The 15,353-nt window shown below is 35.8% G+C and carries 9 protein-coding genes; 5 read left to right on the forward strand and 4 right to left on the reverse strand.

Annotation, left to right across the window (positions count from 1 at the left end):
• Positions 1 to 64: 64 nt before the first annotated feature.
• Genes MTR82_RS15610 through MTR82_RS15625 form a run of 4 tightly spaced genes read right to left on the reverse strand, consistent with a single transcriptional unit; the run spans position 65 to position 8,925 of the window.
• Positions 65 to 913, reverse strand: coding sequence for a phospholipase D-like domain-containing protein (locus MTR82_RS15610; protein ID WP_246809792.1), 849 nt, complete (start codon positions 911 to 913; stop codon positions 65 to 67).
• On the reverse strand, positions 906 to 2,801 hold the full coding sequence (locus MTR82_RS15615) for a DUF1998 domain-containing protein (protein ID WP_246809793.1): 1,896 nt from the start codon (positions 2,799 to 2,801) through the stop codon (positions 906 to 908). The genes MTR82_RS15610 and MTR82_RS15615 overlap by 8 nt, the downstream gene beginning before the upstream one ends.
• Positions 2,801 to 6,286, reverse strand: a complete 3,486-nt coding sequence (locus MTR82_RS15620) for a DEAD/DEAH box helicase family protein (RefSeq protein WP_246809794.1) — start codon at positions 6,284 to 6,286, stop codon at positions 2,801 to 2,803. The genes MTR82_RS15615 and MTR82_RS15620 overlap by 1 nt, the downstream gene beginning before the upstream one ends.
• Before the next feature lie 5 nt (positions 6,287 to 6,291).
• Positions 6,292 to 8,925 (reverse strand): DrmE family protein, encoded by a 2,634-nt coding sequence (locus tag MTR82_RS15625; RefSeq protein WP_246809795.1) that lies wholly within the window; start codon positions 8,923 to 8,925, stop codon positions 6,292 to 6,294.
• Between the two features lie 1,058 nt (positions 8,926 to 9,983).
• Between MTR82_RS15625 and MTR82_RS15630 the strand changes: the two genes are divergently transcribed.
• From MTR82_RS15630 to MTR82_RS15650, 5 genes are all read left to right on the forward strand, one after another.
• Complete coding sequence (locus MTR82_RS15630) at positions 9,984 to 10,157, forward strand: hypothetical protein (protein WP_246809796.1); 174 nt, start codon at positions 9,984 to 9,986, stop codon at positions 10,155 to 10,157.
• Between the two features lie 377 nt (positions 10,158 to 10,534).
• Positions 10,535 to 11,878 carry a PQQ-dependent sugar dehydrogenase gene (locus MTR82_RS15635; protein WP_246809797.1) on the forward strand — a complete coding sequence of 448 codons (1,344 nt, stop codon included), beginning with the start codon at positions 10,535 to 10,537 and terminating at the stop codon, positions 11,876 to 11,878.
• Positions 11,879 to 12,184: 306 nt separating this feature from the next.
• The gene (locus tag MTR82_RS15640; protein ID WP_246809798.1) at positions 12,185 to 13,651 is read left to right on the forward strand and encodes a TerD family protein; all 1,467 of its coding nucleotides are present in this window, start codon (positions 12,185 to 12,187) and stop codon (positions 13,649 to 13,651) included.
• 16 nt (positions 13,652 to 13,667) lie between these two features.
• Positions 13,668 to 13,832, forward strand: a complete 165-nt coding sequence (locus tag MTR82_RS15645) for a hypothetical protein (protein WP_246809799.1) — start codon at positions 13,668 to 13,670, stop codon at positions 13,830 to 13,832.
• 36 nt (positions 13,833 to 13,868) lie between these two features.
• Entirely contained in the window at positions 13,869 to 15,347 is a 1,479-nt protein-coding gene (locus MTR82_RS15650; RefSeq protein WP_246809800.1) for a phytoene desaturase family protein, read from the forward strand.
• Positions 15,348 to 15,353 lie beyond the last annotated feature (6 nt).

The raw sequence follows: 15,353 nt of genomic DNA on the forward strand, positions 1-15,353 counted from the left end.
CCTACTTTCTTTTATTGCAGTCATACAATTATATATAAAAGTAAGCCATTCAGCAAAATGCCTTTTATCTCAATTTTTGAAGATAATCAAGTTTAATCCAGGAATCCACTAGCTTTGCTAGTGATTTTGATTCGGAAACACTTAACTTTATACCAACTTCGAATTGTTGACGTAATGCTCGTTCGCTAAAATTTGCAGAGCCCAAATAACCTTTCTTATTGTCTGCCAATAAGAATTTTGAATGTAACATTAGCCCTTCATCAATCTTATCGACTGGAATATAAATTTCATAAGAATTTTTTTCTAATCTTTTTTCTATTTCATTTAAAAAAATTTTATTTGATTCATTTGCTTCCGATTCTATAATAAAAATTATTGTTAAATCAGGGTTTTTATTTAAGGATACTTTTATAGAAGGTAATAGTATTTCTAAACCTGCTATTGAAAAATAAGGTGCGCAAAATATTATTTTTTTTTGAGCAGTAGAGATAATATTTTTTAAATGCGTTGTTAGATCAGAAAAGTCATTCCTTAGGTCCAGAGATAAATGATTTTTAAACTGAAAATTTAGATTCCATAGCAAATTATTTGAAGTTGTATTTTGATTAATTAGGTCTGCTTCAAAGTATACTTTCAAGAATTTATAAAGTGCGTCTAGTCTAACAGAATTTAGAGTGTATTTGTCATTGAAAGAGAGAACTTGGAGTTCTGTAAATAAATTTAGAATAGTATAGTTTAATTCTTTTTGTAAATTTACATTTAATCCAATTACATAGTCAAAGTTGGGAAGTGAAAAACTTTTATGCAAAGCAGATGTAAAGCGTAAAGATTCAAAAATGTATTGAAGATGGTCCTTTAATTTATATCTTTCAACAAATTCAATGAAATTTAGTAGAGACTCTTTATTAAACATTAATGCCTCTATTCAAAAAGCCAACAACTTTTTTATTTTTTATATGCCCACCGATTAATAACGATCTATTTAAGCCGCGATTAAATTGTTGACATGAAAATTTAAGGTATGAACATGCATGGCAAGCTGCTTTATGGTCTTTGCAAACAGGATCATATAAACATAATTGAGATTGTTCGTAGGCTGAATGAAGCCATTTTTCCATGTCATTTTCAAAAGCGGCTATTAAGTTCCCCATGCCACCTCCTTGTAATTTAGAAACGTAAATAGCAAAAGCATTAGACGAAGTGAATATATATTCAGATATACTATCAATATCCAATCCAATTACAGTTTTTCCGGAGTTAAGCATCATATGGCTAATTGTATGAATTAATTGAAATACGATAGCACATACATTTTTTTGATCTTTACTCTCAAAGTCTATTACAGTTTCCGCAAGCTCTGAATTTTTAAATTGACTAATTTTTAAAGTATTGTATAAATAAAATTCTGCTTCAATATCAGATAAATGAGTAGGCATTAAATCAAGCAATCCGTTTATTGAAAGCCATTCTAAAATTTTCTTTGGATTAACCTTAAAAATTATTGCTTCATTTTCATTTAACATAGTTGGAATTACAGTTTGAACAGAGTTCCGAATGTTTAATCGATAAGGGTTTAAAAGAGCTTCCTCTCTATTAAAATTCTTCCTAGTATATCCAGGAGAAATAGTAATTACAGGGAATTTATCCAGTAAAGTAGCATCAGAGAAGCCCATCAAATGCAGATTGCTTTTTGCATTTTCCAGGACTTGCTTTTGTAAAATATTGTTATTTTCAGATGCTTCGCTAATTTTTTCGTTAATAGAACTACAATCATTTTCATAAAGACTATAAGTATATTCATGTAATAAAAAATCTTCACTAACTATTTCTGAGTCTACTTCTAATTTTAGTTTTGAAGAAATACTGGAAATTTCTTTTGAAACATTATTTTCTTCAGCTAAATAAGATTGACCACTAGAACTTAACAATTTTAATAATAAAGCTCTTTCAGTTTCGTTTTGCGCTGCTTCTAACATTTTATGAAATGAACTGGTTGATTCTTGCTGGCTAAAGTTTAAATCATAATTATCTTTATTAATAGTTTTCATGTTAAATAAAGCAGCTAATTGAATGTACGCAAAATCTGGATTTTCTTTTCTTGAAATTAAATCTTCATTATTTAAATTTACAAGATTAATTACAGCAGGTTTAAATACATCACCATCCGATGCATGTTTACCACTCATAAATTTCCGCATATCCGAAGTAACAGGCAAATCCGTATAGTTAGATCCTAAAGGCCCTAAACTTGTATTAGTGTTCTTATTGTACCAGGTTGCAGTAACAAAACTTCGAGTATCATTCATTCTAATTCCTCTATATTTATCTTTAAAAGATGTCGAACTTTTATTACGTGCTACTTTTAATGATTTAATGTCCCCGTTTTCATGAACCATGACATAAGGATATTGTTTTAAGTTTGCTGATGTGCTTACACTACAAAATACACATTTAAGAGATTTGTTATCTCTAACCAGTGTTTCTATATCCCAATATTCATGAACATTCTTGCATTTCTCACAATAAAAAACCAATGGAAACAATTCATATTCAACAGATTGAATCTCAGAAAAGTAATAATTAGTAGGATCTTTAGGAAATAAGTGGACATTTAAATCTCTATTCCTAGTCCATTGAAAGACATACCGATATACCTCTTCGCGGAGTCTTGATATATCATAGGTAATTTTCTCAGGAACAATATTAGTTACTTTGAAGTATCGACCATCTTTATAAAATACGGCACCAGGAAGATATTTAAACATAACTTGGCTTCTTCCTCGGACAAAATCGTCAACCATTATATATCGCCTCCATACTTAGAAGAATAGTTATTTAGATGTAAAACAAGGCTTGTATTCCTTCCTGAACGAATGGGGAGTCCTTCTTCGATTTCTCTAAAGCTGTTCATAGGATTTAAAATTTCTTTACTTTTTAATTTGGCGTTTCTAGGTTGAGAGCGAAGGAAATCTAGCTTTTCTTCTAATAACTTTGAAACAATTTTTTTCGTTTTTTCTTTAGTAGCTATGGGGAAGAAATCTGAGTTGCATCCGTATATGTTAAGTATCTGTTCTAATAATTGTTCGTAAACATCTATACCTTCTGAAGCTCTTTTCAATACATAATCATCGACTTTTCCACACGTATCTAGTGGTTTTTTATTCATATATGAATGAATACCTAATAATAAACTAGATAAGATACTCGAAAGTGATTTTTCTATAGCCTTGATAGCCATACGGTTAATAGGTACTGGATCAACTAATTGATCCAAAAATTTATGGTTTTCTTTGAAAAATTGATATTGTGAACGTTCTTTGAGATTGGTCGATTTGAAGCATACAAACACTAAACCAATATTTGAACGCGCTGATCGGCTAGATGCTTGAATATATTCAGCTTGTTTAGAGGGCATTCCAGCCATGAAAAAGTTATTAATTCTATCTAAATCTACTCCATGACTAATTAAACTTGTAGCACTTAGAACATTAAGTTTGTTCACTGAGTCGCCTTTTTTTTCTGTTTCAATTCGATCAAGAACCTTAACAATTTTATCCATGTTATCTTCTCCAGTTAAGAATTCGAGTGATAATGGAATATCATAGTTTTCCCCTAATCGCCTATTTATATCCGACCCCATAGTTTTAGTATTTACATAAATTGTAGATAGATCGTATAGACCAATAAATTCATGGAAATCAGATATATTTATTAGGCCTATTTCTGAGATATATTTGTGAGGATCATTATACATATTTATAATTTCATTTTGATAAATATAAACAGCTCTTGAAATTACCTCATCTATATTTTTAGAATGCGGTAATATGCCAATGTAAAGTCTTCTAGGTTTTTCGGGTTTAGAGGTGGCATAGAATGACTCTCCCGGTTTGTACCCCATGGAAGGATACTTTCTGGGTTTTCTTAAATACAAGTGTTTAATGTGTTTTTCGTAGGATTCAATTGTAGCTGTAGCTGCTATTATCTTCGGAAGAAAATATTTTTGCTTACCATATGTAATAGCCAGCTCATTTAAATATCCTTCGTTATGAGAAGATAAGGAACCTAATTCATCTTTTAAAAGATGAAGTTCGTCTTGTATAAATAGGGAAGGTATTGGATCATAAAAATCAGCTTTTACTTTGGCGATTTCGCTTTCCCTATAAACGGCTTTATTAGTACACGATTGCCACTCGTCATATGCACCAACTATACAGGTATCAGAAAAGTAACCGTGATTTTGACAACGTCCTTGAACTTGACCAAATAATTGTGAAAACTCTCTATTTCTTCCTGAAATAGCAGTTTTATCAACAGTTCCACATATTACGCTTGGTATAAAACGATAGACTTCTGAATCAGTAATATATAACGGTATCTGGCCATCAAGTTCGGTGACTACAAAACACTTTTCGTTAATACATTTGTGAACATATCTCCAACTATTCTCATTAAATGAAAATTCGATATCGGAATTACAATTAGGACACTTGTGGATAAGCATTTTATTCATCTTTGATGTATTATTTTTCATTGCTTCATTTTTAGTTTTCTTACTTACTGCATTGTCAGTGTTTCCGCTGCCAGCGAAGAAGCCAAGAGAAAAAGGAACCCCAAGATTATTTAATTCGGAACTACTTCTACGGTACCTTTCAGCAATAATTAAAATCTTAGCTAAACGATCCAACTGATTCTTAGACAACATTCTTAGAGGGAAACGGAGCCATGAAGTCACACCACGTAGTTTTCCTCTTAATCTGTCATAGAATAACGCCGTCAAAATCGCTCCTAAATATGCCTCTGTTTTACCACCTCCGGTAGGAAACCATAATACATCTGCAAATTGGGTTGAGGCAATTATTTCATTTTTTCTAGTTTCAGAATCTGACATTTCACGACAATAAAATGAAGGGAACATTCGAACGATGAAGATAATTTGAAATAGCCGCCAACCTTCGTATTTGCCTTTACTCGAGTCAATAAACACCTTATTCATAAAATTAAATGCTTTCAATAATTTAGAATCTTTACTCAAAGAATAGATTCCCAGCTCAAAACTATGAATTTCCGCTTCAAATTCCTTAAGAAGTACACCGCATTGTTTAATATCTTCTTCTGTTTCAAGGGTGAAATCTAAATCTCCTTTATTTTGAATAAATAATTGCCATTCGAAGGCATATCTTTGCATTTTATTTAAAGTCTCATTCAATTTCTTTAGAGTTTCGATGGGAGTTAGTAAATCTTCAAACTTAACAGTCAAATCTTCTCTAGTCCTATAAAGTTTTTGAAAAAAGTCAGGGATGAACTCACTAGAAATAATAATTGAATTAGATTCTATATTTGTAGTTGCTGTACAGTTCTGTCCTTTAGCCATATAAGCATTATCTAATAGATAGTTTTTTCTTACACCGTCAAATTCAAATGGAACATGCAAAGACTGTGGAACTTGAACTTTTAATGAGCAATCATATAACTCCAAAGGATGAAAAGTTTTGTTTTCTATCGTACTAGAAGTAGTATTAGTTAACGTAATCAACAATTTGGTGCAATAAGGAAACTTTATATATTCAAGGCTATTAGTATTTAACTCAAAATTAAAATTTGGTACTATTAATTCTTCAGAAGTAATCTGATTAATAAAATCTTTATACTCCTGGGCATTCGAAAAAATTTTCGGTAAATCAATCCCTCCTACTTTATTAAAATACTCATTTTTAGGGTTAAGTAGTTCTTTATCTTGCTTCAGACCATTTAGAAATAAATTAAAGTCTTCTTGTATTTTTTGTAACGACGCATTATCAAATGTTAGTGAATTCTCGGTTTTTATAATTTTTAAATTCGTAAAATTAAAAGTAAATTTTTTATACTTTTCAACAAGTGTTAAACCTTTTGAATTAGTATTACTTTTTTCGTCGAGAGTATCTGAATTTAGATACTCCAAAGATTCTTGAACATCTTCAAATGAAGGGATTATTCTAACAAAAACTGAAAATGAACCGTCCAAACTAATTGCTTTAAACTCTTGATTAGTATTCACTAAAAACTCTAAACCGAAATTTATATTCTTAGAAATACTAGTGAATTTTATATCAGGATCCATGTCATTTTCATCGAGTTTATCATCAATATCTCTAAAAATACTATTAGGAAAAACTACACCACCATATATTTGGGTGAGTGGCTTTACCCCAGTTAAATATTCTATAGAGGAACCTAATAGATTGTCTTTTAATTTACTGTGCATATAATTAACAAATTTAAGCTGATTCTGTTCCTTTATATCCATATAAGTTAATCCTCCTCATGACTGTAAAGTTCATAAACTCTCTTAATAACTTCTAAATTTAAATTACGATATAAAAGTTCATTTGGAATTGAAATAACATTGTTATTAGCTATACTAGTAATTCTTGAAATCTTAATTATGGAAGCTATATCTTCAGTAGGGATGACTATGTCTGCTCTAATTGTTACCCACTCAGATATTTCTTTATAATTAAGCATGTCACTTGAATAGGTAGTTATCATTGAAGAAATTGCACGTCCTAATTGTATTCTAATGCTTTTAAGTTCAGAAAAAGAGCTCATAACTATGCGTAGACTTTCTAATAATTCAGGTTGATTGGATATTTTTATTAAAGCTATTAAATTTTTTTCGTCTCGGACAATATTAATTCCATTAAACCAGTTAGAAATAGTTTGATATCCTTTAATAGAGCCTCCATTTTCGTTTATTGCATTTTTAATTTTTTTATAAACATGAGTTTTATAACGCTGGCCAGAATAATATGATTTCCACACAGAATCAAGAATTTCATTCCATATTCTAATTCCTTGTTCTATCCATTTCATAATATTCGTTTTGGCAGCCAAACTTAGAATCGTATTAAATAAATCTTTCCGTCGATCTTGATTAACTTGTATCCATAAATCATTTTCACTAATTTTCTGTAAAGGCAATATATCTATTTTATTTGAAGCGACGCGATGAACTTTCAAATAATCTTCGCAAGGAACAAATATCTTTTCAAGATTACCGTCGATATCTTCTAACTCAATCAAGAGAGCATTTATCATAGTTTCTAATGTATTACTAGTTTTTATTTTTTCAACATCTCTGACGTCAAGTTCAAAATTCGTGTTAGATTTAAGTAATTCTAAGAGTTTTATATCATCAAACATATTAAAACTTAGTTCAGATATATTTTGGACGTTATTATTGTCAAAGTCATGAAAAATATAATCTTTTTCTATATGAATTTTGGGGGTTTTTAAATAGTCTTTAGAAATTGAATTGGAATTAGATATTATGTCTTTTATAGTGTTTGAAAAATGATTGAATTCTTTCTTATTACTGTATACATTTTCAATTTGCTTATAAAATCTTGTTGTATCACTAAATAAACTAATACAGATTACCATGGCATTAGAAAAGTTAAATCCAGATAGGTATCTATATGGAAATGGGGTAGTTACAACGTAAAAAGCGTAATCAAAAGTATCACCATTAATTTGCATTTGGTTAAATTCTTTAAAAGTTACAACATCGATATTTTTAGATAATTGTTGTTTAAGAAGACCCTTCTCAAACAAGTCAAAAACAATATAAAGTGTTCTGGCTTCACTGAATTTTGGCTTCTGGAGATTAATAAGCATTCCTCTAAGAGATTGATTTTGATCATATAGGTAACTGTATAGTTCTTCAAAGGAAGAATATAAATGGTGTCCTAAGTTAATTTCAATACTTGATTCTTCAGGACCATTTGAATATATTAACTTACTTTTATTAAAAAGATCTTTAATATTAAATTCACGACACTCTCTTTTGAAAGTTTCGTATTCTTTTAATGGAAGTATTGTATTAAGCATAAGCATTACTAAGGTGTCTATTCTTTGATATTTTAAAGGTAATTCACCATTTGATTTTTTACAAAGTTCTAAATCTTTTTTAAAACGATCTATTAGGTTAATTAGAGAAGTATCTATTTTTTTGTACTCGATTATATTGAATGAAAGATTTATAAAGTCGAAAGCTTTTAATGAGCTTGTTAATCCCCAAGATTTATTATTAATTTTTTCGTAGTTTAAGGGTATAATCTTTTTTAAAAATTGAAGTGAAGATTGGTTAATAGAGATTTTATTATTTTTATTTATAGTTAAATAGTTTAAATTTAAGTCATTAGCAGGCAATAAAATAATAACTACATCTGAAATTTCATTAGCCCATTTTATTAATTGACTTGCTCTTTTCCGATGGTAAAGGGGAATTAAATCTATAACTATAAATTTTGGCCGCTTCTCTTTAAAATCTTCTAAATCTTTTAATTCTTTTCTATGTGCACGATAAAAACATAGCCAAGGTAAAGTGCCATCATCTTGATTCTTATTTTTATTGTTGTTATTAAAATTAAAAAATTTAAATTCTTTTGCTTTTATAATATAAGTAGGGAAATAATCGCGTAGATAAACGTCGCGCAAAGTTGTATTCCACACATGTTGTAAGAGATCTATGTTATGTGAGACTAATAAAATCCCTTCGTTTTTTTTGAAATTAATAGGAGTGGAAGTTTCGCTAGACAAACGATTAGCTAAATCATTAAACAAAATCTGATAGGTAATTAATATTGAGAAAGCATTTGAGGATTGAGGAACTGTTATATATAATTCTTTATCATCCTCAGATTTAAGAATATTTTTAGTGGCTATAAGTACATAATTTAATATAAATGAATCCAAGTTATTAACTTGTAACTTATTTGAAAGCTGTATGCTATTTTCATATGATGAAAATTCTTTAAAGTTGAATTGGGGACTTTCTATAATTCCTCTTCCAAAGTCTGTAATAGTTTGGAGCTCATAAGGCGGAATTATATCAATTTTTGATGGTGAAATAAAATTTTTAATATTTGGTTTAATAATCTCCAATCCATTCCCTCCTTCCATTAGGAATATTATACTGCATTTTTTGGTAATTGTTATCAAAACCTTTTTTTGTGAAATTTAGCAATAAGTTCAAAGAATAAAAGGAACGATGAAAGCGTAAGCCGAAATGTCAGAAAGGGAAGGGCTGTTTTCGGCGATACTAATTATGGCCGGTTCAGGACCTATAGATTGCGGGGCAACTCGCTAAGGATTCCCGGCGAGAATAATAGTCTGAAGATGTTTGCAGAAGAGTTGGAGGAGAAACGGTCTTAACAGTATCTTCTCCGATAAGGGAAGAGTAGAGATGGAACAGGCGTTTGGCGATAGTAAAGCAGATTTGCGTTTGATGAGTATTTCAATAATCCAACTACTTAGTTGGAGCATTTGAAATCGGATAACAAATTCACAGAAGTCGGTATCATCGAGTATGGCGAAGGCTCGCTGATCAGTATAGGGGTAGCGAAACGGGCTTCTGTCGATTAGTTAATATTAGTTGCGGAAGCTGGACGCCTGCTTGATGAAGTGCTGATGGATCAGTTAGCAGATCTGCTGCCGTCAAGTTGAAATAAGGCAAGCAGGTGGCAATAGTCAGCCCACAATTGCGAAGTGATTTCTGTTCATCGGTCCAGTCGAATCTAGAAAGTCATGCCTCTGTGTCAAAAATATTGCAGTTTATTCCCATTAAATGAATGGCAAAAAGCAATGTATAAAATCTGCAATAGTTTTAGGAGTAGGAATTTGCATTTTTATTAAGAGTTGTAAAAGCTCATAATAGTTTATGACACAGGAACAACCTGGGAACTGCTGGTAATCTAACACCTTCTTTCACTCATCCTCTTTTCACTCGCTATAAAATCAATTGCCAAGCATGAAATAGCAGTTTCTTAATCCCTAATTCTTTTCTAACCACAAACATAAAATCCTCATACGCTTGAAAATTTGATAAAACTTGGTGATGAGCGAATCGAAGGACATGTTTAAAGAGGGCTGGCTCCGGTTCGAACGCCCACCAGCTCCAGGAATATCATTTTCACGGACAGCAACCGTAGGAAGGAAGCCAAATGAAAGACTTTGTCAAGAAGTGCAATCCGCATCTTTTCAAACTGCTGAAACAAGGCAAGAAGCCGGGTGCTTTTCCAAGGCATCTTAGTCTGCAGGATGGAAATAAGGATGCGACGAAGCTGATTTATTGGTTGATTTATGGGATTCCGGAAGTTGATGGGTTTTTAGGATGAAGGAGCGATAAGGCAAAATCGCCTTCCAGGGAAAGGAACAATTCTAAACGATTTTGACTATAAACTACAATTGCATATAAAAGATACTCTATCCTTTGAATATATGGTTCTGAGGGATAGAGTTTTATTAATTGTGCAGAAATTGGAGTTGTCAGGAGATGTGCCCCTCCTAGAGAGGTGTTTACACGAATTTAGTAAATTCATTAAAAGTAAGATTATTATTTACTTTCAAACAATTATGATAACATTATTTTCAAATGGATTTCGTACTTTTAATGATGATATAGAATGTCTTAACCAATTTTTGATACTGGGTTTTAAGGGCTGCACTTTAATAGATATTCAGTTATATATATTAGAGAAAGGGAGGAAAAACGATGACGAAGGTTTCGCGGTCAAGATTTTCATTCTTTTCAATGCTGATCTTTATATTGGCTTTGGCAGCGTGTAACAGTGAGGAGACTTCAAACGAAGAATCAACTGAAAACTCGGATGTTGCAAAAGAAGAAAATGCTGATGATTCAGTCGAAGAATCAACGGATGACTCGGATACTGCAACAGAAGAAAGCGCAGATGGAGAACCAGCAGAAACTGAACCGAAAGTTACTGAGTTTGAACCAGCATTTCCCGGGCAAACAAGAGCACCAGCAGTAGTGACTGAAACAGAAGTTGATGTGGAAGTTATTGTTGACGGTCTTGGCGTGTCTTGGGGGATGGAAGAGTTTGAACCGAACCGCTTGCTTGTGACGCAAAGAGATGAAGCAGAACTTCTTATTGTGAACCTTGAAGATGGATCTGTTTCAGAACCAATCGAAGGGACTCCAGAAGTAGCTAACGGAGGTCAGGGCGGTTTACTTGATGTAACGATCGCACCTGATTTTGACGATTCAAGATTGGTATTTCTGACGTTTTCTCAAGATGTCGAAGGTGGTACTGTAACGGCTCTCGGTAAAGGTGTTTTATCAGAAGATGAAGCCTCACTTGAAGATTTTGAAGTGATTTTCCAAGCGGAACCGGCATATGACGGGGACTTGCACTATGGTGGACGGATTATCTTTGATGAAGAAGGAAACCTGTTCTTAACAACGGGTGAACGTTCAGATGTTGAAAGCCGCGATCGTGCACAAGACTTGGATGCTTACTTAGGTAAAGTCATTCACATTACACAAGACGGTGAAGCAGTGGATACGAATCCATTTATCGAAGATGAAGACGCACTGGATGGCATTTACAGCTATGGTCACCGTAATATTCAAGGTGTGGACTTCCACCCTGAAACAGGAGACTTATGGATTGTCGAGTTCGGTCCACAAGCCGGGGATGAACTGAATATTGTTGAACCAGGCAATAACTATGGATGGCCGATTGTTTCTTATGGCATCGAGTATACCGGTGAATTGATCAATGATGGTATTTCAGAACACGAGGCGCAGGGCTTTATTGAACCAAGGTATTATTGGGATCCAACAAGTGCACCAAGCGGCAGTTCATTTTATGATAACGACGCAATTCCTGAATGGGAGAACAACTTGTTCATCGGTGGCTTAGTGTCGAGCTATATTGCACGTGTCGTTATTGAAGATGACACCATCGTTGGAGAAGAACGTCTACTGACTGACGAAGGCGAACGTTTCCGCGATATTCTTGTAACGGAGGATGGCGCGCTTATTGCAGCCACTGATGGCGGTAAGATTTATAAGATTTCTGCAGCAGGTGAATAAAAAACGCTTCTGTATCAAAAGTGTTAAGTTTACTAACTAGAAATATATATGAAGAAATTGCCGTATCCGATAACCGCAATGGTTAATGGATACGGCTTTCATATTTTTTCAGTAAAATTTATTGTTCATGAATGTTTCGACACAGTGACGATCTGAGAACAGCTGGAAAGGTAATCTTCCTGCTGCGTCTTTTTTCTTTGGGATTGTTTATATAAAACAGCTTGACATTAATTACCTTTGTCAGAAAAATGTTACAATGAATTAAGATGGTAAATAGGACCAATTAAAACTAAAGGAGAGAGGCATATGCTCGATATTTCTGCACAAAAATCAATTGATAATTTAAAGAAGATTCTCACCGATGAAGACATGACCTTTAATGAACAGACAACGAAGCACTTTCTTATTCTTCCTTTCCTCACTTCACTCGGATATGACATAACAGATCCGAATGTCTTGAAGCATGAGTTCAAGCCGGCCAACCTACGGGGGAACAACGACAAAGTGGATTATGCGTTGGATTTAGGTGACTTCAAAATCATCATTGAGGCCAAGCCTTTAAACACCAATATAAAAAGACATTACCATCAGCTGCAGAAATACTATAATTCCACACCGGAAGTACAACTAGGAATCATTACAGACGGACGAAATTATCACTTTTTTACGGACTTCTACTATGAAAACCTAATGGATATCGAACCCTTTTACTCCTTAGATGTTTTAAATCTCACAGATTATGATTTTTACTTCTTGAATTTACTCAGTTACACGAAAATATCAGCAACCAGCATTCGAGAAGCCACGGAGGAAATTATCTTCCGGGATAAACTGCTCACCTCATTTAAGAAAACACTTGAAGAACTTCCGCCTGAGTTCATCAAATTGGTTGTCAAAGACTTTTACCCACATGCTGTTACAAAGAAAGTGATTGAAAAAGCGACGGCAATTGCCAAGCAGGTAGGAGCGAACAGATTGGATTTGAGCATTATCGATGAGTCCATCATTATGTCGAATGAGCGAGTAGAACAATTGGATAGCCCAGCTCCTGTGCCGGCTGAAGAAGCAGCACCTGAAACACTAGCCGATTCGGAAGTGAAAGAAGATACGCCTGCTGAGAAAGAACCGGAAGTGTCAGCCCCTCAATCAGAAGAACCAGAGACCAAATTGGTGGAAATTGAAACGACACCTACCTTAACCAAGAAGCACTCATTACGAAAAGGTGAGCGCGTCTCCTTAGCTATGGAGGACACTCCGCTAACGAAACTCAAAGTCGGACTAGGCTGGGATGTCAGCGGCCAGCAAGGAACAGAGTTCGATCTTGACGTTCATGTATTCCTTTTGAATAAAAATCAAAAAGTGCCAAAGGAAGAATTTTTTATATTCTACAACAACCCTCAATCGCCAGATGGCAGCACGAATTTATTGAAGGATAGTCGTAATGAAGAAAACAATACTGAAACGGTCTTCGTGGAACTGGATAAAGTATCAAGCGAAGTAGAAAAAATTGTGTTTATTGTAACTATCTACGATGCTTTAAATCGAGAGCAGAATTTCAGCATGGTGAACAATGCCTTTATCCGGATGACGAATGCAGAAACCGGGGAGGAAATGTTCCAGTTTGATTTGGCCAATGGTGGTGGTCCGGAGACTTGTCTGATAGTTGGGGAAATCTACCGTTACAACGAAGATTGGAAGTTCACTGCAGTCGGAAACGGTTATCAGTCTAATATTCAGCAATTATGCACCAACTTTGGAGTTCAATTAGCATGAAATTCAGGAAGAAGTCATGGGGCTGGTCAGCGGATTTATTGATGATTATGGTCTGAATAGAGAAGTGATTGAAGGTATTGCGTTTGCGTTTCTGAAGGAGTTGTCTGTGAAGGCTCGCAAACCGGAAGGATTCTACAGCCCGGCTCTTGCAGTCGGGTTTTTTAGTAGCTATTTTTATTGATTATCGGCATGATGAAAGAAAAAGGGAGGCTGGATCATGGGCAAACGGGTTTTGATCGTTGGAGCGGGAATCGGCGGATTGACGGTGGGTTCGCTGCTCGCGAAGCATGGCATGGAGGTGACGCTGCTCGAAGCATCGGCGGAACTGGGCGGATGCGCGAGCAAGTTCAAGCGTAAAAAGCTGCTGTTTCCGGTCGGCGCCACGCTTGGCATGGGGCTGGAGGCGGGCGGCATCCATGAGCGGGTGTTCCGTTTCCTGGACAAGCCAATGCCGCTCGAACCGCTCGACCAAGTGATGGAAATGGTGCATCCCCATGCAACATTTGTATTTTTGAAAGACCGCAAACAGCACGTCGATCGCATTGTACAGGAATTCCCGAAATACGAACACAATATTCGCGCGTTCTATAAAGAAATCTACCAGACGGCTTCAACTGTTCGGACGCTGATGGGGCCGCTTCCTGCTCTGCCGCCTGCAACTCTAAAGGAATGGGCGTTTCTGTCCGCCTCCATCCGCCCTCGCCATGCGCGGCTTCTGCCATTTGCCAATCAAACTCTGGAGCAGCGCCTGCATAAGCATGGACTGGGTCATTTGGCCGCTTTTCGCCACATGCTGGACGGCTTGCTGATCGACAGCATGCAAACCGGCAGCGAAGACGTCTCGTATCTGCTTGCAGCAGTGGCTCTCGATATCTACCATGAAGGCGCCTATTACGTGCCGGGCGGACTTTACCGTCTGGCGGAAGAGATGGCGGAAAGCATCAAGGAGCACGGCGGCACCATAAAAAAGCCGCGCACCGTCCAGAAACTCGAACGGCACGGCGGCGTGTGGCAAGCGTGGGATCATCGCGGCAATGTATATGAAGCGGAAGATGTGGTGCTCAACGTCCCGGTCCACCAGTTGCCGAAAATCCTGGCGCCGGATAACTTAAACCGAATGAAAAAACCGCTGCGCGAAGCGACCGTAAAACCGATGTGGACGACGCTGACGCTGTATATTGCGGTGGATTCGACGAAGCTCGGCGAACCGCTGCCGCCGTTCCGCCAAATTTCCACCGGCGAACGTATGTCGGAAGGGGGCCACTTTTTCATGTCAGCCTCACTTCTGGATGACCGGCTGCGCGCTCCGGAAGGCATGCAGACGATAACGATTTCCACTCATTCCGAAGCGCAGCATTGGAATACGAAAGAAAAATACGACGCCACCCGCAGCAGGCTGACCGAACGGATGCTGGAAGCTATTGAAGCAGTGATTCCCGGTTTCCGAGATGCGATCGTCCACATGGAAACCGGCGCGCCGAAAGGCTGGGAACGTTTCACCGGACGGCCGAACGGCTTTGTCGGCGGATTTCCACAAACATTGGATGCCTCCCTCTTCAATTCCGTTTCCCACCACTCCGGGCTGCCGGATCTCTACATCTGCGGAGATCATGTGTTTCCGGGCGGCGGCACAATTGGCGCTGCGACCAGCGGCATCCATGCCGCGCGGTCGATTGCTGGACGCCGGCTGATTTAATTTGGT

Source organism: Planococcus ruber (genome assembly GCF_022819085.1).
Taxonomy (GTDB): Bacteria; Bacillota; Bacilli; order Bacillales_A; family Planococcaceae; genus Planococcus; species Planococcus ruber.

What these genes read in the sequence shown, in the direction of transcription:
- MTR82_RS15645 (WP_246809799.1), top strand. Translation starts at nt 13,668, where the DNA reads ATGGGGCTGGTCAGCGGATTTATTGATGATTATGGTCTGAATAGAGAA.
- MTR82_RS15620 (WP_246809794.1), bottom strand. Translation starts at nt 6,286, where the DNA reads ATGGATATAAAGGAACAGAATCAGCTTAAATTTGTTAATTATATGCAC.
- MTR82_RS15635 (WP_246809797.1), top strand. Translation starts at nt 10,535, where the DNA reads ATGACGAAGGTTTCGCGGTCAAGATTTTCATTCTTTTCAATGCTGATC.
- MTR82_RS15640 (WP_246809798.1), top strand. Translation starts at nt 12,185, where the DNA reads ATGCTCGATATTTCTGCACAAAAATCAATTGATAATTTAAAGAAGATT.
- MTR82_RS15615 (WP_246809793.1), bottom strand. Translation starts at nt 2,801, where the DNA reads ATGGTTGACGATTTTGTCCGAGGAAGAAGCCAAGTTATGTTTAAATAT.
- MTR82_RS15610 (WP_246809792.1), bottom strand. Translation starts at nt 913, where the DNA reads ATGTTTAATAAAGAGTCTCTACTAAATTTCATTGAATTTGTTGAAAGA.
- MTR82_RS15630 (WP_246809796.1), top strand. Translation starts at nt 9,984, where the DNA reads ATGAAAGACTTTGTCAAGAAGTGCAATCCGCATCTTTTCAAACTGCTG.
- MTR82_RS15650 (WP_246809800.1), top strand. Translation starts at nt 13,869, where the DNA reads ATGGGCAAACGGGTTTTGATCGTTGGAGCGGGAATCGGCGGATTGACG.